Source organism: Haloactinopolyspora alba (assembly GCF_003014555.1).
Lineage (GTDB): Bacteria > Actinomycetota > Actinomycetes > Jiangellales > Jiangellaceae > Haloactinopolyspora > Haloactinopolyspora alba.
Genome location: NZ_PYGE01000002.1, coordinates 268,525 through 291,050 on the forward strand (window position 1 = coordinate 268,525; position 22,526 = coordinate 291,050).

The 22,526-nt window shown below is 70.6% G+C and carries 24 protein-coding genes; 8 read left to right on the plus strand and 16 right to left on the minus strand.

The window, feature by feature from the left end:
• Nucleotides 1-5: 5 nt before the first annotated feature.
• From CLV30_RS03890 to CLV30_RS03905, 4 genes are read right to left on the minus strand one after another with little or no spacing between them, the layout of a single operon-like run.
• The gene (locus CLV30_RS03890; RefSeq protein WP_106535862.1) at nucleotides 6-818 is read right to left on the minus strand and encodes a carbohydrate ABC transporter permease; all 813 of its coding nucleotides are present in this window, start codon (nucleotides 816-818) and stop codon (nucleotides 6-8) included.
• Nucleotides 815-1,837, minus strand: a complete 1,023-nt coding sequence (locus CLV30_RS03895) for a carbohydrate ABC transporter permease (RefSeq protein ID WP_205740447.1) — start codon at nucleotides 1,835-1,837, stop codon at nucleotides 815-817. The genes CLV30_RS03890 and CLV30_RS03895 overlap by 4 nt, the downstream gene beginning before the upstream one ends.
• Nucleotides 1,837-3,213 (minus strand): extracellular solute-binding protein, encoded by a 1,377-nt coding sequence (locus CLV30_RS03900; RefSeq protein WP_205740446.1) that lies wholly within the window; start codon nucleotides 3,211-3,213, stop codon nucleotides 1,837-1,839. The genes CLV30_RS03895 and CLV30_RS03900 overlap by 1 nt, the downstream gene beginning before the upstream one ends.
• A 41-nt stretch (nucleotides 3,214-3,254) precedes the next feature.
• Nucleotides 3,255-4,355, minus strand: coding sequence for a carbohydrate kinase family protein (locus tag CLV30_RS03905; protein ID WP_205740445.1), 1,101 nt, complete (start codon nucleotides 4,353-4,355; stop codon nucleotides 3,255-3,257).
• 184 nt (nucleotides 4,356-4,539) lie between these two features.
• Between CLV30_RS03905 and CLV30_RS03910 the strand changes: the two genes are divergently transcribed.
• Nucleotides 4,540-5,292: a DeoR/GlpR family DNA-binding transcription regulator gene (locus tag CLV30_RS03910; protein ID WP_106535863.1), complete on the plus strand. Its 753-nt coding sequence runs from the start codon at nucleotides 4,540-4,542 to the stop codon at nucleotides 5,290-5,292.
• Nucleotides 5,289-6,620, plus strand: coding sequence for a 6-phospho-beta-glucosidase (locus CLV30_RS03915; RefSeq protein WP_106535864.1), 1,332 nt, complete (start codon nucleotides 5,289-5,291; stop codon nucleotides 6,618-6,620). Before CLV30_RS03910 ends, CLV30_RS03915 begins: the two co-directional genes overlap by 4 nt.
• 225 nt (nucleotides 6,621-6,845) lie before the next feature.
• Here CLV30_RS03915 and CLV30_RS03920 read toward each other — a convergent pair whose 3' ends face one another.
• The 3 genes from CLV30_RS03920 to CLV30_RS26230 all read right to left on the minus strand — a co-directional run bounded on the left by CLV30_RS03920 (nucleotide 6,846) and on the right by CLV30_RS26230 (nucleotide 8,956).
• Nucleotides 6,846-7,754: a trypsin-like serine peptidase gene (locus CLV30_RS03920; RefSeq protein WP_106535865.1), complete on the minus strand. Its 909-nt coding sequence runs from the start codon at nucleotides 7,752-7,754 to the stop codon at nucleotides 6,846-6,848.
• A 241-nt stretch (nucleotides 7,755-7,995) separates the two neighbouring features.
• The gene (locus CLV30_RS03925; protein ID WP_106535866.1) at nucleotides 7,996-8,724 is read right to left on the minus strand and encodes a DUF5134 domain-containing protein; all 729 of its coding nucleotides are present in this window, start codon (nucleotides 8,722-8,724) and stop codon (nucleotides 7,996-7,998) included.
• Nucleotides 8,725-8,779: 55 nt separating this feature from the next.
• Nucleotides 8,780-8,956: a hypothetical protein gene (locus CLV30_RS26230; RefSeq protein WP_165358434.1), complete on the minus strand. Its 177-nt coding sequence runs from the start codon at nucleotides 8,954-8,956 to the stop codon at nucleotides 8,780-8,782.
• 508 nt (nucleotides 8,957-9,464) lie between these two features.
• Here CLV30_RS26230 and CLV30_RS03935 point away from each other — a divergent pair.
• Together CLV30_RS03935 and CLV30_RS03940 are read left to right on the plus strand one after the other, a co-directional pair.
• Complete coding sequence (locus tag CLV30_RS03935; protein ID WP_106535868.1) at nucleotides 9,465-9,812, plus strand: YciI family protein; 348 nt, start codon at nucleotides 9,465-9,467, stop codon at nucleotides 9,810-9,812.
• 58 nt (nucleotides 9,813-9,870) lie between these two features.
• Complete coding sequence (locus tag CLV30_RS03940; RefSeq protein ID WP_205740443.1) at nucleotides 9,871-10,332, plus strand: nitroreductase family deazaflavin-dependent oxidoreductase; 462 nt, start codon at nucleotides 9,871-9,873, stop codon at nucleotides 10,330-10,332.
• A gap of 57 nt (nucleotides 10,333-10,389) precedes the next feature.
• Here CLV30_RS03940 and CLV30_RS03945 read toward each other — a convergent pair whose 3' ends face one another.
• Nucleotides 10,390-10,737: a YciI family protein gene (locus CLV30_RS03945; protein ID WP_240723167.1), complete on the minus strand. Its 348-nt coding sequence runs from the start codon at nucleotides 10,735-10,737 to the stop codon at nucleotides 10,390-10,392.
• A gap of 23 nt (nucleotides 10,738-10,760) precedes the next feature.
• A complete protein-coding gene (locus tag CLV30_RS03950; RefSeq protein WP_106535870.1) occupies nucleotides 10,761-11,162 on the minus strand; it encodes a VOC family protein in 402 nt (133 codons plus the stop codon).
• Nucleotides 11,163-11,312: 150 nt separating this feature from the next.
• Here CLV30_RS03950 and tsaA point away from each other — a divergent pair, with 150 nt between their 5' ends.
• On the plus strand, nucleotides 11,313-11,729 hold the full coding sequence (tsaA, locus tag CLV30_RS03955) for a tRNA (N6-threonylcarbamoyladenosine(37)-N6)-methyltransferase TrmO (RefSeq protein WP_106535871.1): 417 nt from the start codon (nucleotides 11,313-11,315) through the stop codon (nucleotides 11,727-11,729).
• A gap of 23 nt (nucleotides 11,730-11,752) precedes the next feature.
• Here the strand turns inward: tsaA and CLV30_RS03960 are convergent, their stop codons facing one another.
• The gene (locus CLV30_RS03960) at nucleotides 11,753-12,721 is read right to left on the minus strand and encodes a helix-turn-helix domain-containing protein (protein ID WP_106535872.1); all 969 of its coding nucleotides are present in this window, start codon (nucleotides 12,719-12,721) and stop codon (nucleotides 11,753-11,755) included.
• Between the two features lie 72 nt (nucleotides 12,722-12,793).
• Between CLV30_RS03960 and CLV30_RS03965 the strand changes: the two genes are divergently transcribed.
• Nucleotides 12,794-14,008, plus strand: coding sequence for a YbfB/YjiJ family MFS transporter (locus tag CLV30_RS03965; RefSeq protein ID WP_106535873.1), 1,215 nt, complete (start codon nucleotides 12,794-12,796; stop codon nucleotides 14,006-14,008).
• On the opposite strand, the gene CLV30_RS03970 is transcribed toward CLV30_RS03965, so the two are convergent.
• Nucleotides 13,980-14,504 carry a MarR family winged helix-turn-helix transcriptional regulator gene (locus CLV30_RS03970; RefSeq protein WP_205740442.1) on the minus strand — a complete coding sequence of 175 codons (525 nt, stop codon included), beginning with the start codon at nucleotides 14,502-14,504 and terminating at the stop codon, nucleotides 13,980-13,982. The genes CLV30_RS03965 and CLV30_RS03970 overlap by 29 nt on opposite strands.
• A 101-nt stretch (nucleotides 14,505-14,605) precedes the next feature.
• Between CLV30_RS03970 and CLV30_RS03975 the strand changes: the two genes are divergently transcribed.
• Nucleotides 14,606-16,198 (plus strand): LLM class flavin-dependent oxidoreductase, encoded by a 1,593-nt coding sequence (locus CLV30_RS03975; protein WP_106535875.1) that lies wholly within the window; start codon nucleotides 14,606-14,608, stop codon nucleotides 16,196-16,198.
• A 114-nt stretch (nucleotides 16,199-16,312) separates the two neighbouring features.
• Nucleotides 16,313-16,693, plus strand: a complete 381-nt coding sequence (locus CLV30_RS03980) for a YciI family protein (protein WP_240723166.1) — start codon at nucleotides 16,313-16,315, stop codon at nucleotides 16,691-16,693.
• A 103-nt stretch (nucleotides 16,694-16,796) separates the two neighbouring features.
• On the opposite strand, the gene CLV30_RS03985 is transcribed toward CLV30_RS03980, so the two are convergent.
• From CLV30_RS03985 to CLV30_RS04005, 5 genes are all read right to left on the minus strand, one after another.
• Nucleotides 16,797-17,282: an anthrone oxygenase family protein gene (locus tag CLV30_RS03985; protein ID WP_106535877.1), complete on the minus strand. Its 486-nt coding sequence runs from the start codon at nucleotides 17,280-17,282 to the stop codon at nucleotides 16,797-16,799.
• A gap of 332 nt (nucleotides 17,283-17,614) precedes the next feature.
• Complete coding sequence (locus tag CLV30_RS03990) at nucleotides 17,615-18,403, minus strand: SRPBCC family protein (protein ID WP_106536066.1); 789 nt, start codon at nucleotides 18,401-18,403, stop codon at nucleotides 17,615-17,617.
• Nucleotides 18,404-18,538: 135 nt separating this feature from the next.
• Nucleotides 18,539-19,393, minus strand: coding sequence for an FAD binding domain-containing protein (locus tag CLV30_RS03995; RefSeq protein WP_106535878.1), 855 nt, complete (start codon nucleotides 19,391-19,393; stop codon nucleotides 18,539-18,541).
• A complete protein-coding gene (locus CLV30_RS04000; protein WP_106535879.1) occupies nucleotides 19,390-21,807 on the minus strand; it encodes a xanthine dehydrogenase family protein molybdopterin-binding subunit in 2,418 nt (805 codons plus the stop codon). Before CLV30_RS04000 ends, CLV30_RS03995 begins: the two co-directional genes overlap by 4 nt.
• A complete protein-coding gene (locus tag CLV30_RS04005) occupies nucleotides 21,804-22,385 on the minus strand; it encodes a (2Fe-2S)-binding protein (RefSeq protein WP_106536067.1) in 582 nt (193 codons plus the stop codon). Before CLV30_RS04005 ends, CLV30_RS04000 begins: the two co-directional genes overlap by 4 nt.
• Nucleotides 22,386-22,526 lie beyond the last annotated feature (141 nt).

The following is a 22,526-nucleotide window of genomic DNA, read 5'->3' on the forward strand; positions in this document are numbered from 1 at the left end:
CGGCGCTACTTCGCGACGCCCTCGACCATCCCCCGTATGAAGTGCCGCTGCAGGAACAGATAGACCACCACGACCGGCAGTGCGACCAGCACGGCCCCGGCGGCCAGCAGCGAGGTGCCGGCGGTGTACTGGCCCTGGAAGAACGCGAGCCCCAGCGGCGCCGTGCGCAGGCTCTCGTCGGTGGCCATGACCAGCGGGATCAGGAACTCGTTCCAGGTCCACATGAACATCAGCACGATCATCGTGGTGATGGCCGGACGGCCCATCGGCACCAGCACCCGCCACAGCGTGCGCCAGTGGCCCGCCCCGTCGAGCCGGGCCGCCTCCACCACCTCGCGTGAGCTCGACCGGAAGTACGCCCGCATCCAGAACGTTCCGAACGCCACCGACTGCGCGACCTGCGGCATCACGATGGCGACGAGCGTGTTCGTCAGGCCGACCGAGCGCAGGTCGAAGTAGAGCGCGACCACGAGCGCCTCGGCCGGGACCATGATGCCCAGCAGGATGAGGTAGAAGATCACCTCGGAGCCGCGGAACTGCATCGTGCCGAACGCGTATCCGGCCATGACGGAGAACAGCGTCGCCAGCGTCACGACGGACACGGCGACGATGACGCTGGTGCGCATGTACGAGCCGAAGTTGCCCTGCTCCCACGCCTCTGCGAAGTTGCCGAACTCCAGCGAAAGCGCCGAGCCGCCCGCGCCGATCTCGTCCGGCGACAGCGCGGTGGACAGGATGAGCAGCACCGGGAACAGTGCGATGACGGAGAACAGCACGAGCACTGCGTAGTTCAGCGTGCGTTCGGAGCGCGTGATCATTCGTCCGCCTTCTCTCCGATCCGGTTGATGACGAGCGTGACCAGGAACACGACCGCCGTCAGCACGAGCGCGAGTGCGGCGGCGGTGCCCACGCGGCCGATGAGGAAGGCGTTGTTGTACACCTCGTACGACGGCACCGTGGTCTGGTTGCCGGGCCCACCGCTGGTCATGACGTACACCAGGTCGAACGTCTTCAGCGCCGCGATCACGGTGAGCGTGAGCGCGACGGACAGCTCCCCGCGCACCGACGGCAGTGTGATCGCGAAGAACTCCCGCAGCCGTCCCGCACCGTCCAGCCGGGCCGCCTCGTAGAGCTCACGCGGGATCTTCGCCATCCCGGCGAGGAACAGGATCAGGCACAGGCCGGTGCCGATCCAGGTGCCGACGAGGCCGACCGACGGCAGCGCGGCGGTGTAGTCGCCCAGCCACGGCCGCGCCAGGCTGTCCAGGCCGACGGCGCGCAGCGTGTCGTTCAGCGGTCCCTGCGGCTCGTAGATCTGGCGCCATGCCACGGCCACGACCACCATCGGGATGACCTGCGGCAGGAACAGCACCACCCGGAAGAACCCGAGCCCGGACATCCGTGCCCTGGTCATGGTCGCGGCGAGCAGCAGGCCCAGCGCGACCGGGATCACCGCGTAGAACACGATCAGGACCAGCGCGTGCAGGAAGGCGCCACGTAGGCCGGGCTCGGTGAACACGGCCTCGTAGTTCGCCAGCCCGGCCCAGACCCCCGTGCCCAGGCCGTCCCAGTCGTACAGCGAGAACCAGCCGCTGCGGACCAGCGGGAAAAGGACGAACAGTACGAAGACGGCGGTCGCCGGGAGGATGTACAGGTAGGCGACCCGGCGCGGTTCGCCTGGCCGGCCGCGGTGAGCTCGAGAGGCCGCGCCGATCGATGCCGTCCTCGCCCGGTCGGGCTCCTTCGTCGCCCTCCCAACGCCCGACCACACCCTGGCCGGCATCGATCGGCCCGGCCGCACCTGGCGCGACCGGGCGTCGTCGTTGCCAGGCGTCATCAGCTACCGGTGGCCGCGGTGTACTCGGTCTCGAGCGTGTCGAGGAACGCCTGCGGCGAGGACTGACCGCTGAGCAGGTTCTGCACGGCGGCGGTGAGGGTGTCGTAGAAGGTCTCGGTGGCGTAGTCGAGGTACGGCACCAGCAGGTCCTCCTCACCCGCGGTGGCCCACGCCTCGAACACGTCCGCCTGCAGTCCTGTCGCCTCCTGCTGGCCGGCGTCGACGACGGGGAGGTTGCCGGTCTCGGCCACCGTGGTCATCGCGTCGGCGTTGGTGATGAAGTCGATGTAGGCCGCCGCGGCGTCCTGGGCGTCGCTGTTGGCGGGGATCGACCACGGGATGCTGGTACCGCCGGTGACGAGGTGCTTGCCGCTGGCGCCCGCCGGGGTCAGCACGAAGCCGACGTCGTCGCCCATCGCCTCCATCAGGTCGGCGACCAGCCACGTTCCCCCGACGAAGAACACACCGTTGCCCTGCGCGAAGTCCTGCCACGCGGTGTTGTAGTCGATGCCGTTGAACCCGTCGGTGAAGTAGCCCTGATCGACCCAGGACACCATCGTCTCGGCCGCCTGGACGTTCCCGTCGGAGGTCCACGACGAGCCGGGGCGACCGAAGCCGAGGTCACGGATCGTCTCGGCGTCCACGAACTGGTTCTGGACGAAGCCGAACTCGTGGATGCCCGCCCACGGTTCGGAGTTGCCGAACTGGATCGGCGTCTCGCCGGCGTCGGTGGCGGCCGCCAGCGCCGCCTCGAGGTCCTCGGTGGTCTCAGGCGGCTCGATGCCCAGCTGGTCGAGCTTGCTCTTGCTGTAGTACAGCCCGACGATCTCGCCCATCTGCGGCAGGCCGTAGAGCTGGCCCTCGCCGAAGACGGCGCCGTCCTCGCTGTACGAGGCCAGCGCGCGGACGGACTCGGGGAACCGGTCGGTCCAGCCGTACGCCTCGGCGTAGTCGTCGAGGGGCACCAGCAGGTCGGAGCCGACGTACTGGCCCATCTCGGGGCGGCCGTTGTTGGCCTGGACAACGTCCGGGGCGTCCTCGCCGCTGAGCGCGAGGCGCAGCGTCGTGCGCAGGTCCTCGGTGGAGCGCGAGACCCGGTCGATGGTGATGTTCGGGTATGCCTTCTCGAACGCGGCGTTGAGCGTCTTGATCTGTTCGGCCTGCCCGCCGCGGACCTCCTGGTCCCAGACGGTGAGGGTGACGTCGCCGAGCTGGGACGGATCGGTCTGGATGTCGGAGGCGCCCTGCGTCCCGTTGCCCTCGCCGCCGCCGCCGTCGCCGCTGTCGTCGCCGCCTCCCGGCGCGCACGCCGCGACCAGCAGGACCGCGGAGCTGGCCGCGGTGACCCACATGCCGTGCTTTCTGAACTGCTTCATGACTCGACCTTTCGTGTGCCTCGGCGGTGACGCCCGGTCGCTCACCGGCCGGCTCGGAAGCCCAGCGTGGCGATCGCGCGGGACACCTCGGGGACGGCGTCGTCCGGCAGGACGGTGTCCAGGAACTCGTATTCGCCCGCGAGGCCGGGATCCTTCGACCCGGTGTCGCGGTACCACAGTGCGATGTCGCCCCAGCCGGGTGAGGCCAGGGCGCCACCGAAGTGCCGGACCGACAGCGCCGCGCCGAGGTTGGCCAGCCGCAGGCTGTGCTCGAGCGGCCACTCGGCGAGCGTGCCGACCATGAGTCCGGCGACGAACACGTCGCCCGCCCCGGTGGGGTCGAGCGCGTCGACGGGGACGGCCGGCGCGTGTACCGGCCGTCCGGAGCTCTTGTCGAAGGCGAGGGCGCCCTCGCCACCGTTGGTGACCACGGCGAGCGGCACCAGGTCGGCGAGCACCTCGAGCGCCGCCTCCGGGGTGTCGGTGCGGGTGTAGCTCATGGCCTCGAGGGCGTTGGGCGAGAACGCGTGACAGCCCTGCAGGCTCTCGCGCAGCCGCGCGATGTCCCAGCGGTCCTCCGGGTCCCACCCGAGGTCGGCGAAGACCAGCCCGCCACTGCTCGCGACGCCTTCGACCCACTCCTGCCGATCGGCGGCGAGGTCGACGAAGCACGAGCGGGCGCGCGGTGGCTGCGCCACGAGCTGCGACAGTGCCTCCGGCTGGTGGCCGTGGGTGACCATCGCCCGGTCGCGCTCGTAGACCATCGAGACGGTGACGGGGGAGTGCCAGCCGGTGACGTAGCGCGAGTGGGTGAGGTCGACCCCCTCCTGGATGCCCAGCGTCTGCCGGCAGTAGTCGCCGTAGAGATCCTCACCGAACGTCGCCGCGAGGCCGGTGCGCATGCCGAGGCGTGCGCAGGCGACCGCGAGGTTGGCGACGCCTCCCGGGCTCGAGCCCATGCCGGACGCCCAGACCTCGGTGCCCTGCTTGGGGGCGTCGTCGAGGCCGATGAAGACGATGTCGAAGAAGACGGTTCCGGTCAGGAAGACGTCCAGGTCCGGCGCGTCGGCCGGGCGGGAGTCCGCGAGCGGATCGTGCCGCGGCGCCGAGGCACGGTGCGGGTCGCGGGCGACGTTGGACACGTGAGACCTCCAGACAGGTTGTGCTCGAACCCTAATTCCAGTGCACGCGAATGACAAGAACTGAGCGCTCTTGAGTTGAATCGGAAGATCAAACTGGATAATAGGGACGATGTGCGCGCAGTTCCGCGCAGTTGGATGCACTGAGGCTGTTCGTTTGAGCGAAGATGACTGATATGGTTCAGCCGTGCTTGCACAGCGCCGGTATGAGCTCATCATGCAGACCCTCCGTGCCGAGGGTCCGGTCGCCGTCACCGTCCTCGGCGAGCGGCTCGGGGTCAGCCAGGCGACCGTGCGCCGCGACCTCGCCTGGCTGGAGGATCAGGGGCTACTGCACCGGGTCCGCGGTGGCGCGGCCGCCAGCACGTCGCTCGAGCCGTCGTTCGCGGCCGTGGCCACGGAGGCGCACGAGGCCAAGGACGCCATCGGTCAGCGCGCGGCGGAGATGATCTCCGACGGCGACGTCCTGCTGCTGGACATCGGGACCACCGTGCACCGCCTCGCCGTGCATCTGCGCGGACGGCAGGTGACCGTGATGACCGCCAACATGGCCGTCTACGAGGAGCTGGTGTCCGAGCCGGACATCGAGCTGATCCTGCTCGGCGGCGTGGTGCGGCGCAACTACCGCTCGCTGGTGGGTTTCCTCACCGAGGACGCGGTGCGGCAGCTGCGCGCCGACACGCTGTTCATCGGCACCAGCGGCGTGCGTGGTGACGGCACGGTCATGGACACGACCGTGGTGGAGGTCCCGGTGCGGCGGGCGATGATCGAGTCGGCGGACCGGGTCGTGCTGCTCGCCGACGCGGAGAAGTTCCCGGGCAACGGCTTCGCGACGGTGTGCGGGCCGGATGCCCTGGATGTCGTGGTGACCAACGTGGACGAGGGCGACGGCGCCCTCGATTCGTTCCGGGAGAACGGTGTAGAGGTGGTTGTGGTATGAGGCTGACGATCCTCGGCGGCGGCGGGTTCCGGGTGCCGCTGGTGCACGCCGCACTGGCCGGTGACGACTCCGGCGTCGAGACGATCGTGCTGCACGACACCGACCCGGTGCGGGTGCGCTCCGTCAAGGCGGTGCTCGACGAACGCTCGCAGGGGCGCGGGCCGGAGCTGGTGGTCGAGAGCGATCTCGCCACCGCGGTGCGCGGCGCCGACTTCGTGTTCTCGGCCATCCGGGTCGGAGGCCTGCACGGGCGTTCGTGCGACGAGCGGTCCGCGCTGGCCGAGGGCGTGCTCGGTCAGGAGACGACCGGTGCCGGCGGCATGCTGTACGGCATGCGGACCGTACCCGTGGCCATGCACATCGCGGAGACGATCCGCCGGGAGGCGCCGGATGCGTGGGTCATCAACTTCACCAACCCGGCCGGCATGGTCACCGAGGCCATGAGCGCCGTGCTCGGCGACCGCGTCATCGGCATCTGCGACTCGCCGGTGGGCCTGTTCCGCCGGGTGGCGCGGGCGCTGGACGTCGACACCGAGCAGGCGTGGTTCGACTACGCCGGGCTCAACCACCTGGGGTGGTTGCGCCGCGTGCTCGTCGACGGCAGGGACGTGCTGCCCGCGTTGCTGGCCGACGACGACGCGCTGGCGTCGTTCGAGGAGGGCAAGCTGTTCGGCGCGTCCTGGTTGCGCACGCTGGGCGCGATCCCGAACGAGTACCTGTACTACTACTACTTCACCCGCGACGCGGTGACCTCCATCAACGACGCCCAGGCCACGCGCGGCGAGTTCCTTTTGGCGCAGCAGGACGAGTTCTACCGCGAGGCCGACCAGCCGGGCGCCGCGGCCCGGTGGGACGACGTCCGCCGCGAGCGCGAGGCCACCTACATGGCCGAGAGTCGCGAGGCCGCCGGTGTCGGCGACCGCGACGCGCTGGACCTCGACGGCGGCGGCTACGACCGGGTGGCACTGGCGCTGATGCGCGCCATTGCCGCCGACGAGCGGGCGACGCTCGTGTTGAACGTCCGCAACCGGTCGGCGCTGTCCGGGCTGGACGCCGACGCGGTGGTCGAGGTTCCGTGCCTGGTGGGCCGCAACGGGGCGCATCCGATCGCCTCCGGGGCACTGGACGCCCCGGCCACGTCACTGGTCACGAGCGTCAAAGCCGCCGAACGGACGGCCATCGAGGCTGCCTTGTCGGGTTCGCGGAGGTCGGCGGTCAAGGCGCTGGCCGTGCACCCGCTGGTGGACTCGGTGAACACGGCCGAGCGCATCCTGGACCGCGAGCTCGAGGCCCTGCCCGAGCTGCGCTCGGTCCTCGTCTCCGCCTGACGTCAGCGCGCCGGCCTCGTCGGCGCCGGTTCGTCACCTGATCGCCGTTTCGTCACCTGATTCTTTCGCGAGCGCGATCAGGTGACGAAACAGCGCGCATGGCAGGCGTTCCGTCACCTGATCGCGTCTCACCATCCGGGCAGAAGATGATCAGGTGACGCCGGAACCTCGGAGAGCGCGTGTTTGTCACCTGATCGGCAGCGGACCTGACGGTGCTTGGAGCGCTCAGCTGGTCGCGGCTGCGTCGTAGACGGCCCGAGCGGTGGAGCCGAAGTACGGCCCGTACATGGTGTTCGGATCGTTGGTGTACTTGTAGCTGTTCACGGAGTTGAGACTGCCGCCGGTGATCCAGCCGCCGCCGGAGGAGCCGCCGGTCATGTTGCAGGGAATGCCCTGAGTGCCCGCACCGTACGGATCATCGTGCGCCGCACCCGAGCAGGAGTACAACTGCTGCCCGTCGAACGGGCTCCCCGCCGGGTAGCCGTACGAGGTGTAGGTCAGCCCGCGCGGCTGGTCGAACGCGATCGGGTACGAGCCGACGACGTCGGTGAGGCTCTGTCCGGAGGCGTTCTCGTTCAGCACCGCGAAGCCGACGTCCACGGCGAAGTCGCCGCTGTTCGCCCAGCCGCTGGAGGTGTAGAGCGTGGACGCCGACCACTGGCCGTGGGGCGCCGCGCCGTCGTCATAGGCGGGCACGAAGGTGAAGCTGGAGGCGAAGGCGCCGCCGTCACCTTCGTGCACGCAGTGCCCGGCGGTGGTCACCACGTCGCGGTTCTGGCTGGTGGTGGCGGTTCCGGAGCAGACGTAGTCAACGCCCCCGAGCGTGAAGAAGACCTTGCCGAGCTCGGGGCGTGGACTCTCCGGGTCGGCGGCGGGGGCGACGTCGGCACCGTGCGGCGCGGGTGCGGCTCGGCCGTGCGGTGTGCGGCGCACGTCCGCGGGGATGGCGGCTTCCATCCGTTCGGCGGTCCAGCCTTGCGTGGCGTCCTGCGCTTCCAGAGTGGGCAGCTGGTGGCTGACGACGGAGCCCGACGTCGTGGTCGTCCCGTCGGCCGTCGCGAGCGCCGGGGCCGCTGTGGCTCCCATGGCCAGGACCAGGCCGGTCAGTAGGGACTGTACGGCGACCTTCCTCATGCCTTTCCTCCTCGTCCGGTCTGTCATGAGTTAGATCAACTTACAGTCATCCATTGAGTGTTGTACACCTATGTCGGAATTTTTCTCTCGTGCCGGTGTCCGCGCAGGCGCTGTTCGCCGTGATCATCAACGATGTGCCACACCATGACGGCGTGAATCGTCGATGATCACCGGATGGGCCCACCGCCGGTCCCGCGCCGCAAAACGTGCCGCAGGGCGTGCGGACCGCGGAACGGGGCGCTCAGAGCGCGCTGAGGAACACGAACGCTGCGCCGGCGCTCATCGTGACCTCGCTGGCGCAGCGGCCGGCGGGGGAGGTGAGCCGCTCGGCGCGGGTGGTGCGGGTGGGCGTCGCGCGTGCTGCCGTGTCGGTGAGGCTGCCCGCGGGAACGGCGACCCGGTGGGTGATGCGGATCATGGGTTCGGCGACCCGGAAGCCGAGGGACGTCGCGGCGACCAGGAAGTACAGCCCGAACAGCAGGTTGAGGCCGGCGAGCGAGGCGTCCCGGGGCGCGCCGAGGCCGCCCGCGCCGGCGGCGAACGGCGTCGAGCCGACGACGTCGCCGGTGGCCAGTTGCGTTCCGGTCCACAGGTAGATCATGGCTGCGCACGCGACCAGGTGATGCAGGTGGTATCCGCCGTGCCGGCCGCGGCCGTCGTCGGCGGCGCAGCTGGTGGCGCCGTGCTGACGGATCGCGCCGGTGAACCTGGCGGCGACGAGTGCGAACGCGACGATTCCGAGCGCCGCGTACACGGGCCCGTCGACGGGGACGTGCGGTGATACGAGGGCCGCGAGGCTCACGCCGGTGAGTGCGTGCATGGTGTCGGACGTCAGCGCCCCGGGGGCAGTGCCGGCCTGTTCGCGGAGACGGCGAGAGACGGCCGTCGAGGCGAGCCGTGCGAGCGAGTAAACGGCGGCGGTGGAGAACATGACGGCCAAGGCGGTCCGGAATAGTTCGATGGGAGACATCGGCTGCTCACTCCCTGTGGTCGCGTGGGCCGTCGCTCGACTGACGCGGTGATGATCACACTAATCGAGCAGAACATTCTTCACCAGTCTTGAATTTGCTCGTGACGCACAGTAATTTGTTGGTCATGATCCAGTCGACGACGTTGATGCTGACGGGGAACGGCGCTGTGCCGCCCCGCCGGTACGGCGCGTTCGACAACCGCAATCCGATGTTCGACCAGGTCTGCGTCATGCGCACGCAGCGTGACGAACCCTTGATGGAGTGTCACTTCAGCTGTCATAGTGAAGGCACAACTCAATACTGGAGTCCCGCTCGGGACAGCCAGCATCACACTGGTTCCTGAGCGGCTGTGCTCGCGGCTTCTCGGGAATCTTCCAACCCCACAAGGGAGGAACCGATGAAGGGTAGGCACAGGCGGCGGCGCACCACCAGATCGCGCAGAGGCTGGCCGTTCGGATGGCTGAAGAACACGACTCGCGCGCGTGGCACTGACCCGGATTCGGTGATTACTCGATGAGGCCGTAGCGCTCCCAGGGACCGGCGACGCTCACCGCACGGGGGTCGGTGAGTTGCCGCCGGATCGAGGGCCCAGCCGACTCCGGCTGGGCCCTCGATCCGTGCGCGTCGCAGCGAGACGGCACCGCCCGGAGCGCCGATGTCGAGGCGGTACGGTCGGTTCCGACGTTCCTCCCGAGAGGCGCGCAGTGGGCGTGCCGGAGGCTCATCAGGAGCATGACCGATGAAGTATCTGTTGATGATCTACCAGAACCCCGAGACGTGGGACGCTCTGTCCGACGAGGAGCGTCAGCGGCTCATGGCCCAGGTCGATCCGATCATGAACGAGCTGACGGCCTCGGGCGAGTGGGTCGGTGGCGAGGCGCTGGCCGACATCGGCCAGTCCAGGACCGTACGGGTGCGTGACGGTGTCGCGGCCGTGACCGACGGGCCGTACCTGGAGTCGAAGGAGCACCTCGCCGGTTACCTGATCGTCGACTGCGAGACCACCGAGCGGGCCACCGAGATCGCGGCCCGATGGCCCGACGCACGTTACTGGGCAATGGAGGTCCGCCCGCTGCTGGGCGGCTGACCGGCAGCGGGCGGGATCGGCGCTCGCACCGCCAGCGGTACCCCGTAGCCTGGCGTCCGTGACGAGACGTGACTCGTGGGCCGGACGGGTGCTGCGGACTCGATGGCTGATGCGGGCGCCGATCTGGATCTACCGGGCCCGGCTGGGCTTCCTGTTCGGTTCGAGGCTGCTGCTGCTCGAGCACGTGGGACGACGCAGCGGTCTGGCCAGGTACGTGGTGCTCGAAGTGGCCGCGCGGCCGGAGGCGGGCAGCTACGTCGTGGTGTCCGGGTTGGGGCCGTCGTCGCAGTGGTTCCGCAACGTGCTCGCCGAGCCACGCGTGCGGATCTCCGTGGGCCGGCATCATCGCCGGCCGGCGTGGGCGCGTCAGCTCGACGTGCAGGAGGCCCGCGGCGTGTTCGCCACGTACGCGGCGGCGCATCCGCGTACGTGGCGCGTTCTCGAGCCGGTCGTCGAGCAGGCGGCCGACGTGGCGGGCGCATCCGGCGGCGTGCCGGTGGTCGAACTGCGGCTGACGTGACGCTGACGTGACGGCGTGCTCGACCACCGGCCCCTCGGGTGCCGAACGCCGCGAGGCTCAGGCGCCGAACTCGTCGGGATGCATGACCCGCCGGACCTCGACCAGGTCGTAGGCCGCTTCCGGTAGCCGGGCCGCGATGTCGGCGGCCCGTTCGGCATCGGCGCAGTCGACGAGGTAGTACCCGGCGAGCACCTCTTTCGCCTCCACGAACGGGCCGTCGGTCACGTCCGTGACGTCGCCACGGACCCGTACGGTCCGTGCGTCCCGAGTGGTCAACCCCTGGCTGTCGACGAACTCGCCCGACGCGGTGAGCTCGGCGGACAGTTCCCGGTGGCGGCCCATGACCTCGTCGATCCGCTCGTACAGCGTCTCCCAGGTCGACTCGTTGCCGTAGATCAGCAGCATGTACTTCACGTGTCGCCTCCCCGTCAGTGTTGCTCGATCACGGACAGCACGTTGCCGGCCGGGTCGGTGAACCAGGCGATCAACGGGCCGCCGCCGCGGAAGATGCCGTTCTCGTCCGTCTCCATCGCGGTGCCGCGGTAGTGCAGGAACTCGACGCCGCGGCGCTTGAGCTCGGCCACCGCCGCCTCGATGTCGTCGACCGGAAAGTTGAGGATCGTGAACGACGCCGGGGTGTGGTCGGCCTTCGGGTAGACGAAGATGTCGCGGCTCCCGGCGATCTTGACGCCGAGGAGCCCGTACTCGGCGGGCATGTCGTCGTCGACGATGGGATAGACGTCCAGCCCGAGCGTCTGCTGGTAGAACTCGCGCGCACGCTGCGAGTCGTCGACGGAGAATCCGCTGAACGCCTTGCTGGTTGCCAACATGAGTGGCCTCCCTGAGAAAGTTGTCCCGTCGCGACCGGATTCGCCTCGCCGGCGAGCCGACCGCGCTTGCTGACGGTACGTCGGAGCCGTGCGCGTCGTCTCGACATACTGTGACGGGACCTCATCGATTCCGTCGCCGGGAGTGCGCCCATGACCGTCGAGCCGCCCGTCATCCGCCCGGTCGGGCACGTGCGCTCCCCGTTGATCGAACGCGGGCACGCCCCGAAACAGGGCGACGAAGGTGCTCCGGAAGCATGGCTGGTCTTCGAACCGGGCATGCGCCGTGCGCTGGCCGACCTCGAGGTGGACGCCGACGTCATCGTGCTGACCTGGTTCGATCGGGCGCGCCGTGACGTCTTGGCGGTGCATCCCCGAGGGGACGTCAGCAGGCCCGAGACGGGGGTGTTCAGTACCCGTTCGCCGGACCGGCCGAATCCGGTGGGTCTGCATCGGGTCACGATCGTGTCCGTCGACGGCACGGACGTGCGTGTTCGGAACCTCGAGGCGCTGGACGGAACGCCGATCGTCGACGTCAAGCCGGTGCTCGGGGGAGTCGCCGAACACTGAGCCGGGCCGGCGGGTCCGGCGGTTCAGGTTCTTCCCGTGCGGAACGCCCGCCGGTAGGACGACGGCGACGTGCGCATCGCCCGGGTGAAGTGGTGCCGGAACGTCACCGCCGTGTCGAAGCCGACGGTCTCGGCGACCCGCTCGACGGGGGTGTCGGTGCGTTCCAGGAGCGGCAGGCTCGCCTGGATCCGGCGCCCGATCAACCACTTGATCGGGCTGGTCCCGGTGGCACGGGTGAAGTGCCGCAGATACGTGCGTGTCGACATGCGGGCGTGCCGGGCCAGCGTGTCGACGGTGATCGGTTCGGGCAGGTGGTCGACCGCCCACGACATGCTCGCGGTGATCCGGTCGTCCTCCGGATCGGGACGGACCGGCGACTCGATGTACTGGGCCTGCCCGCCCTCGCGGTGCGGCGCGGCGACCAGCCGGCGCGCCATCGCGTTGGCGGCCGTGGCGCCGAAATCCTGCCGGACGAGGTGCAGGCACAGGTCGAGGCCGGCCGCGCTGCCGGCGCTGGTGAGGATGTCGCCGTCGTCGACGTACAGCGGTGTCGGGTCGACCTCGACGTGCGGGAACCGACGCGCGAGCAGGTCGGTGTAGAGCCAGTGCGTCGTGGCCGGGCGGCCGTCCAGCAGCCCTGACGACGCGAGCGCGAACGCGCCAGTGCAGATGGAGACGATCCTGGCGCTGCGGGCGTGCGCCTGCCGGAGCGCGCCGGCGAGCTCGGCGGTGGCCTCGGCGTGCACGTCGGAGACGCTCGGCACGATCACCGTGTCGGCCGCGGCCAGCGTGTCCAGCGTGTGCGGCGTGCGCAGACTGGCGCCGCCGACCACGTCGACGGTGCCGTCGCCCTCCGCGCACACGGTCAGCCGGTAGGACGGTGTGTCGGGCCAGGTGACGCCGAAGACCTCGGTGACGATGCCGAGCTCGAACGCGGACATGCCCTCGTAGGCCAGCACGGCGACATGGTGTGGTCGGGCGGGCGCCGTCATGGCGTAATCTTATCGGCCAGCGTCATTCACGCCACTAGTGCTGGATGTGCCCGGCTGACCAGCATGGATCGCATGCCCGTCACGTCCGGCCGCAGCGCGCTCCGTCCACCTGATCACCCGCACCGTCGCTCGCCGGCCTGGCGGCTCGGGCTCGCCGGACTGGCCGGCGTCGGCGTCTCGTTCGGGTTCGCCCGGTACGGCTACGGGCTGTTCCTGCCGGAGATCCGCGACGAGTTCGGCATGTCCGTCTCGCTCGTCGGGCTGGTGGGCAGTGCGAGCTACGTCGGCTACCTGGGTGCCCTGGTGCTCGTCGGCCTGTTGTCCTCCCGGGTGGGGCCACGCGTCCTCGTCGTCATCGGCGGATCGTCCGCTGCTGTGGGGACCGCCCTGGTGGGGTTGGCGCCCGGCGTCGGGGTTCTCACCGTCGGGCTCGTCATGGCGGGAACGAGTCCGGGGTGGATCTGGGCGCCGTACTCCGATGCCGTCGACCGGATGGTCCCGGCGGACGCGCGGGCGCGAGTGTTGGCCCTGATCCCGAGCGGCACCGCCTTCGGCGTCGCGGTCGCCGGTCCGGTCGCGATGGTCGCGCACGGCTCGGCCTGGAGGTACGCGTGGCTGGTCTTCGCCGCCGGATCCGCCGTGGCGACCGTGCTCAACGCGCGCGTCCTGCCTGCTGGCCCGCCGCAGCGCACAGGTGGCTCATCCGTGGGCCCGCCGTTGCGGTGGTTCGTCCGGCGAGCGGCGATGCCGCTGTACGTCACCGCGGTGTCCTACGGGGTGGTCGGTGCCGTGTACTGGCTGCTGGCCGTGGAGGCGGTGACCGCGGGCGCGGGCACGGGCGGCGTGGTCCGGGCGGTTTTCTGGACGCTGATGGGCGTCGCCGGCACCGCCGGCGTGGCCACGGGCGCGGTGTTCGTCCGGTTCGGGCTGCGCTGGGCGCACCGGGCGCTGTTCGCGGCGTTGGCGGTGGCGGTCGCTCTGCTCGGCGTGCTGGCCCACGTGCCGGTCGCCGTCGGGGTGTCTGCCGTCGTGTACGGCCCGGCGTTCATGGCCGGCTCCGCGCTGCTCGCGGTGTGGAGCTACCGGGTCTTTCCCGAACGGCCGACCACGGGGTTCAGTGCGACGGTGTTCTTCCTGGGCGTCGGTACCGTCCTGGGGCCGGCTGTGGTGGGCGGCGTCGCCGAGCGGTACGGAGTGTCCGTGGCGTTGCTGGGCACGGCTCTGGTGGCGGCGTCGACCCTGCTGGTGGCGCCTCCGGTCAGTACGGGTGCTTCCGTGCCGACGTGACGCCGATGTCCTGGACGACCTCGCAGGTGTCCGAGACCGGGTCTGCGGCGTTGATGGACGTCGCGACGTGCTGCAGCAGCGTGCGCAACCGGTCGCGTTCGTCGTCGTCGAGCCCGCCGAGCAGGTGCTCCTCGACCTGTCCGAGTCGGTGGTCGAGGTTGTCCAGGACGGCGCGACCGTGCTCGGTGGCGACGATCAGCCGGCTGCGCCGGTCGGACGGGTCGGGGCGGCGTTCGACGAGCCCGGCGTCGACGAGGTCGTCGAGCAGGTAGGTCATGACGGTCCGGTCGACACCGAGCAGCTGCGCCAGTGCGGACTGGCTGCGCGGTTCGTCGCGGACCGCGCAGGTGAGAATCTGCCGTCCGCGCGGTCCACCGGGAAGCTCGGCCGTCACCGCGTCCGCCGCTTTGAGGTAGGCGCGGAAGAGCACGCCGAGCGTCCAGCCGAGGTCACCGCCGAGGCTGTTCGGCGGCACGGAGGTGGCGGGGACGGACACCCCCACATGATACGTCGATCGCGTGGCTCGGCATAAAGTAGAAGCGACAGATGTTCTGTCGCTCAGACGATCTGTTGAGCCATGTGATGAGAGGACGTTCGATGCCCGACTACGGCCATGACCTGATCTTCGGCACCTTCGTGCCGCCGTCGGCCCAGAACGCCGACGCCGTCGTGAAGCTCGCCGAGCTCACCGACGAGCTGGACCTGGACGTGGTGAGCGCGCAGGATCACCCGTACCAGCCGTCGTTCCTGGACACCTGGACCTTGCTGTCGGTCATCGCGGCGCGGACCCGGAACGTCTCGGTCGTGCCGAACGTCGTCAACCTGCCGCTGCGTCCGCCGGCCGTGCTGGCACGCAGCGCCGCGGCGCTCGATCTGCTCAGCGGCGGCCGCGTCGAGCTGGGCCTGGGTGCCGGGGCGTTCGGCGACGCCGTCGCCGCCATGGGTGGTCCGCGTCGCACGCCGGGGCAGTCGGTCGAGGCGCTCGGCGAGGCGATGGACGTCCTCCGAGCACTGTGGACTCCGGGTCCCGCGGTCCGTTACCACGGCACGCACTACCAGCTCGACGGAGCCAAACCCGGCCCGGCGCCGGCGCATCCGGTCGGCCTCTGGGTCGGCTCGTACAAGCGGCGGATGCTCGAACTGACCGGACGGGCCGCCGACGGCTGGCTCCCCAGCGCGCCGTACGCACCTCCGGAGCAGCTGGCTGGCATGAGCCGGACCATCGACGACGCGGCCGAGGCGGCCGGACGCTCGCCGGCGCAGATCCGCAGGCTGTACAACGTCGGCGGCTCGTTCGAGGGGACGGGACGCGACTTCCTGCAGGGCCCGCCGGCCGTCTGGGCCGAACAGCTGGCCGAGCTGGCGCTCACCGAAGGGTTCAGCGGATTTGTCCTTATAGTGGACATCGGCGGTGACGACCATCTGCGGCGCTTCGCCGAGGAAGTCGTGCCCGCTGTGCGCGAGCTGGTGGCCGCGGAACGCGCGGCGCGCCCGGCCGGGTCGGCCGGCGCCACGCCCACCCTCAACGCCAGCACTCACGGAGCCGTCGCCGACGATGTCGCCGGACCCGACGAGGACTCCGGTGCGTCGCCGGGCGTCGAGGTCACGCCGCCGCCGGCCGAGCGGTTCAGCGACGTCGACGTCTGGGACGAGTCGAGCCGGCCGCATGCGCCCGCGCCCGAAGCCGGGACCGCCTACACCGACGAGGGCCGGGCCGGCGGTCAACGGCTCGTCGACATCCACAACCACCTGCGGCAGGAGCTCGACCAGCTACGTTCGATGATCGAGCAGGTCGCCGCCGGTTCGCTCGACCCGGGGGCCGCACGCTCGGCGATCAACGCCATGACCATGCGGCAGAACCAGTGGACGCTGGGCACGTACTGCGAGAGCTACTGCCGTGTCGTCACCATGCACCACACCGTCGAGGACATGCGGATGCTCCCGGCGCTGCGGGAGGCCGATCCACGGCTGGCGCCGGTGGTGGACCGGCTCGCCGAGGAGCACGAGGCCATCGCCGGTGTGCTCGAGCGTGTGGACGCCGCGCTGGTGTCGATGGTCGGCGGCGACGCGGATGGTGTCACCGAGGTGCGTCGCGCGGTCGACCTGCTGACCGACACGATGCTGTCCCACCTGTCGTACGAGGAGCGCGAGCTCGTGGAACCGCTCGCGCGGATTCCGGTCGGCATCTGAGCGGCCGGTCGGCGAGCGCCGCACGCGATGTCGTCCCGGTTGCTCTTCGACTGGCCGGTAACGTCCGGCCAGGAGGTACGTCCGGGCTGAGAGGGAGCGAGCGACGTGAAGTTCATGCTGATGATCTACGACAATCCCGACGCGCCGTGGACCGGGACGGATGCGCAACGCCGTGAGCTCGGCGAGATGTTCGCGCTCCGCGACGCCCTCATCGCCTCCGGCGAGCTGATCAGCAGCGAGGCGCTGCAGCAGCCGGAGCAGGTGGCGACGGTGCGGGTGCGCGGCGGGGTGCCCGACGTCACCGACGGCCCGTTCGCCGAGACCAAGGAACAGCTGGCGGGCTACCTCCTCGTCGAGTGCGCGAGCCGGGAACGCGCGGTACGGATCGCCGCGCAGCTTCCCCCGGCTCGCGGCTACGCGGTCGAGGTCTGGCCGGTGATCCCCGACGACGAGCTCCGCCGCGAGGCGGCTCCTCCGCCGTCGGGAGCAGCGTAGGAGCCGCCTCGCGGCGGAGCTACACGACCGGCGCACCGGTTCGGTGTCGGGCCGGAGGAGCGGTGATGCCGGGAAGCGGGGGTGTCGGGGAGCGGTGATGTCGTCAGCCGGCGGACAGGGACACGCTGAACACGACCGCCGCGGCGATGCCGGCGAAGGTGCGCACGTGATTCCACGTTGTCCACTCGGCGGCGAAGCGGGTCCAACGCGCCTCCGCGTCGTCGCCGTCCGGGTCGACCTCGGCCAGCGCGGTGTTCCGCGGAACGTGATAGCCGGCCGTCACCCCCAGCACTCCGGCGAGATAGACGAGCCCGGCCACCAGCAGGTAGATGGCCTCCGCCTCACCCCAGCTCGCGAACGCGACCACGACCGCCACCAGATTGGCCGCGGTCGTGCCGAGGAAGGCGAGCATGAAGATCGGGTTGTTGACGGCCGCGTTGATCGACTGCATGGCCACGAGGCCCTGCGACGGAGGCAACGCGCGCAGGCCACGCATCACGAAACTGGAGAAGGCGAACAGCAGCCCGGCGATCACCCCGGAGCTCACCGCGGCGACGACAGCGACAACGAAGATCACATCGTCGGACATGGGCAACTCCTCCGGGCGGCTCGGCCTCGTCGGCGATCTTACGGGTCCACCTGCCGTCCGCCGTGTCGACGCACCGTGCCGGAGTCGACGGATCCGGGGTGGCGGCGCCGTCGCGCCGGCCGCGGGCCGGACACAACCGCTCGGGGCGCGGTGCCCGTCTCCCGAGGACGACTGGACGTCGAGCGTGTCGTGTGGGCGTGCGGGAGTTCAGGCGCAGCATGGTCGGGTCTCGGCGGGAACGGTGTGGCGCTGATGTCGTCATGACAGCAGCGGGTCCACACCGTTCTCCGCGGAGCGACAGCAGATTCACACCGTCGCGAGGCGCAGGTGCGTCAGGAGCGGCGGCGCCGGACGGCGAGCCAGGCCAGCACGGCGACGCCGGCCGTGGCCGCGACCGCCGGACCGTAGCGTCGCAGCGCGGCCTGTGCGCCGGTGATCTGCAGCAGGTCGATCGGCTCGACCTCCTGGGTGCTGCCGGCCGGCGCGGACGAGTGCTCCTGCGGGGACGTGTCGGTCGAGGCCGCCGAACCGGGCGGTGCCGTCGTCGAGCCGGCCGCTGCCGTCGTTCCGGCTGCCGGGGCCGCGCCCGTCGTTCCCGCTGCCGGCGGGGACGCGTCCGCCGTTGCCGTCGTTCCCGCCGCGGAAGCGGTGTCCGCGCCGGCTGGTTCGGCAGTGGACCCCTCGCCGAGGGTGCGCGCGAGGCAGTCCGCGAACTGGCCGAGTAGCTTGCTGCCGACGTCGTTCAGCATGCCGCGTCCGAACTGGGCAGGCCGCCCGGTGATCTTGAGGTCGGTGTTCACGTCGACGCGGGTGGAGTCCCCGTCGGCCACCAGCGTCGACGTCACCGTCGCGGCCGCCGTGCCGGAACCCCGACTCTCCTTTCCGGAGGCCTCTATGACCAGCCGGTGCGCCGCGTCGTCCGTCTCGACGAAGCGGCCCTGGCCCTTGTAGAGGAGCGAGATCGGGCCGAGCCTCACCTTCACCGAGCCCTTGAACGTCTCGCCGTCGAACTCGTCGAGCGTCGCACCGGGCATGCACGGCGCGATCCGCGGGACGTCGAGCAACACCTTCCAGGCGTCCTCGACCGGCGCCGGCACGGTGAACTGGTGGTCCAGCTGCATGATCATCTCCTCCGTCGTGGATGCGGCGGAGAACGATCACGTTCACCAGGCCCGTGCACGCGTCACCAGGCCTGCAAGGGTGGTGACGCAGGGAATTCCATGGTGAACGTGATCATTCCTCCGGGTCGGTGGGAATCAGGCGCCGCCGGCGGCCTGGAGGGCTCGGCGGGTGAGGACCGTCGCCAGGTGCATGCGGTACTCCGCGGACGCCGACGGATCACTGGACGGCTCGGCTCCGTCGGCGGCGCGCTGCGCTGCCGCCGCGAGCGAGTCCTCCGTCGCCGCGGTCCCGGTCAGAGCATCCTCGACGCCATACGCGCGGACCGGTGTCGGGCCCATGTTCGTCAGCGCGACCCTGGCCTCGGCCACCGAGCCGTTGGAACGGCGCACCGCCGCGGCCACGCCGACCAGCGCCCACGCCTGTGCGACCCGATTGAACTTCTCGTAGTGCGTGCCCCAGCCGGTGAGCTTCGGCACGCGTACCGAGACCAGCAGGTCATCGGGCTCCAACACCGTCGTCAGGTAGTCGACGAAGAACTCAGACGCGGGCACCGACCGCCGCCCCGACGGCCCGGCGACCTCGAACGTCGCGTCCAGCGCCGACGCGACACTCGGCAGGTCGCCGGCCGGGTCGGCGTGCGCCAGGGACCCGCCGAAGGTGCCGAGGTGACGCACCTGCCGGTCGGCCACCGTCTCCGTGGCCTGCGCGATCAGCGGTGCGTGCTCGTGCACCAGCGGGTCGTGCAGGATCTCGTCGTGCGTGGTCATGGCGCCGATCACCAGTGCGTCGCCGTCGTCGCGGACACCACGCATCTCGGTCACGTCGCCGAGATCGACGACGGTCGTGGGCGACGCCAGGCGCATCCGCAGCATCGGGATCAGGCTCTGACCTCCCGCGAGCACCTTCGCGTCCTCGCCGCCGTCGCGCAGGGCACCGACGGCCTCGTCCACGCCGGAGGGACGGGTGTAGTCGAACGCGGCCGGGATCATGGCCGCTCACCCCCTTCGTGAGCAACGTGTGCGGCGCCGTCACGGGCGTCCTGGATCGCCCGCCAGACCCGTTCCGGCGTGCACGGCATCCGCACGTCGGAGACGCCGAGGTGGCGCAGCGCGTCGACGACGGCGTTCACGACCGCAGGAGTGGACGCGATGGTGCCGGCCTCGCCGACGCCTTTCGCGCCGAGCGGGTGCTCCAGCGCCGGGGTCTCGGTGCGGTCGGTCACGATGGCCGGCAGATCCGCCGAGCTGGGGATCGTGTAGTCGACGAAGGTCCCTGTCAGCAGATTGCCGTCGTCGTCGTAGACGGCCTCCTCGAACAGCGCCTGGGCGATGCCCTGGGCGACGCCGCCGTGCACCTGGCCCTCGACGATCATCGGGTTGATCACCCTGCCGACGTCGTCGACGGCGACGTACGAGCGGATGCTCACCCGACCGGTCTCGGTGTCGACCTCGGTGGCGCACAGGTGCGTGCCGTGCGGGTACGAGAAGTTCTCCGGGTCGTAGGTGGCGTCGGCGTCGAGGCTGGATTCCACCCCTTCCGGCAGGTCGTGCGACGAGAACACGGCCAGCGCGCAGTCCGCGAGGGTCTTGGCCGAGCCGGGCGAGCCCTTCACCCGGTACGCGCCGTCGACGAACTCGAGGTCGGACGGGTCGCACTCGAGCAGGTGCGCCGCGACCGGCCGGGCCTTGTCGACGACCTTCCGGCAGGCGTTGACCAGCGCGATACCGCCGACGGCCAGCGAACGGGAGCCGTAGGTGTCCAGGCCCTTGTGCGAGGTGCGGGTGTCGCCGTGCAGCACCTCGACGTCGTCGAACGGCACCCCCAGCTGGTCGGCGGCGATCTGGCTCCACGCGGTCTCGTGGCCCTGGCCGTGCGGCGACGTGCCGGTGACGACCTCGACCTTTCCGGTGGGCAACATCCGCACCGAGGCGTTCTCCCAGCCGCCGGCGGCGTAGCGCAGCTGGCCGAGGATCCGCGACGGCGCGAGCCCGCACATCTCGGTGTAGGTCGACACGCCGATGCCGAGCTGGACGCGGTCGCCGGCCTCGCGCCGTTCACGCTGCTCGCGGCGGAGGTCGTGATAGCCGAAAAGGTCCATGGCCCGGTCGGTGGCGGCGGCGTAGTCGCCGGAGTCGTACGTCAGCCCCGCCGCGGTGGCGTAGGGGAACTGGTCGTGCTCGATCCAGTTCTTGCGGCGCACCTCCAGCGGGTCCATGTCCAGCTCGGCGGCGAGATCGTCCATCATCCGCTCGATGGCGAACGTGGCCTCCGGACGCCCGGCGCCGCGGTAGGCGTCGGTCTTCGTCGTGTTCGTGAACACGCCGGTGCAGTCGAACCGGTAGGCGGGGAAGCGGTAGATGCCGTTGAACATGAACGCGCCCAGCAACGGGATGCCCGGCGTGATGATGCCGAGGTAGGCGCCCATGTTCACCTTCAGGTCCACCGACAGCCCGGTGACGGTGCCGTCGTTACGCGCCGACACGGTGATGTCCTGGATCTGGTCGCGGCCGTGGTGACCGGAGAGCATCGTCTCCGAGCGCGACTCCACGAACTTGACCGGCCGGCCGAACTTGCGGGCCGCGGCGAAGGCGATGAACTCCTCGGGCGTGACCTGCAGCTTGCCGCCGAACCCGCCGCCGACGTCCGGCGCGATGACGCGGATCTTGTGCTCGGGCATCCCGGTGGACATCGCCAGCAGCAGACGCAGGATGTGCGGCACCTGGGTGGCCGACCACACGGTGATCTGCTCGCCGGTGGGGTCGACGACGACGCTGCGCGGCTCCATGAACGCGGGGATCAGCCGCTGCTGGATGTAGCGGCGCTTGACGAGGACCTCGGCGTCGGCCTCGGCGCGTCGGGCGTCGTCACCGGTGCCGGCCGCCGCGGAATCGAGGGTCCAGGTGAAGCATCTGTTCGTGCCCTGGTCCGCGTGCACCAGATCGGCGCCGTCGGCCAGCGCCGCCTCCATGTCGAGAACGACCGGCAGCGGCTCGTAGTCGACCTCGATGGCCTCGAGCGCATCGAGGGCGCTCGCGCGGTCCCGCGCGGCGACGACCGCGACCGGCTCGCCGGTGTGCCGGACCTCGTCCACCGCGAGCGGCGGGTAGGCCGGCAGGACGGTGTCGTCGCTGGGCGGCCAGACACAGGGCATGGCGCCCTGCAGGTCGGCGACGTCGCGGCCGGTGAACGCCTCGGCGACGCCGCTCATCCGCAGCGCGGGCGACACGTCGACGTTCGTGATGCGGGCGTGCGCCATCGGGCTGCGCAGGATGGCCAGGTGCATCATGCCCGGCAGGCTCAGGTTCTCGGTCCACATCGTGCGGCCGGTGATCAGCCGCGCGTCCTCCTTGCGGTGCCGGTCCCGGCCGACCTCCCCGGTGTGCGGTTCCTCCGTGACGGTCACGTCGTCACCCCCTGGGACGCGGGTTCGCCGGGACTCGACGCCGTGGACGCCGTGGACGCCGTGGACGCGGCGGACGCTTCGGCGGCGGGCTCCTGCGCGGTCGGCACGGTGCCGCGCATGCTCGCCGCCGCGTCCCGGACCGCGCGCACGATGTTCTGGTAACCGGTGCACCGGCAGAGGTTGCCCTCGAGACCTTCGCGTACTTCGCCGTCGCTGGGATCGGGGTTCTCGGAGAGCAGGTCGACCGCGGCCATGATCATGCCCGGCGTGCAGTAGCCGCACTGCAGCGCATGGCTCTCGTGGAAGGCCTGCTGGACGGGGTGCAGCTCACCGTCTCGCCCGGCCAGGCCCTCGACGGTGGTCACGTCGGCGCCGTCGGCCTGCACGGCCAGGACGGAGCAGCTCTTGACGCTCTTGCCGGCGAGCATCACCGTGCACGCGCCGCAGTTGCTGGTGTCGCAGCCCACCACCGTGCCGACCTTGCCGAGGCGCTCGCGCAGGTGATGGACGAGTAGGGTGCGCGGTTCGACGTCGTCGTCGTAACTGACGCCGTCGACCGTCATGCTGACTCTGGTCATGGGCACTCCCGCGTACGCCAGGGGCCGGACGGGGTGCGTCCGGCCCGGTGGAGCGCATCGGACGGCGCCGTAGCGCGCCTTCACCTCCTCGTGATCGCGATCGTGCGCCGTGGACGGCGCCATGTGATCCCGGTGCGCGCT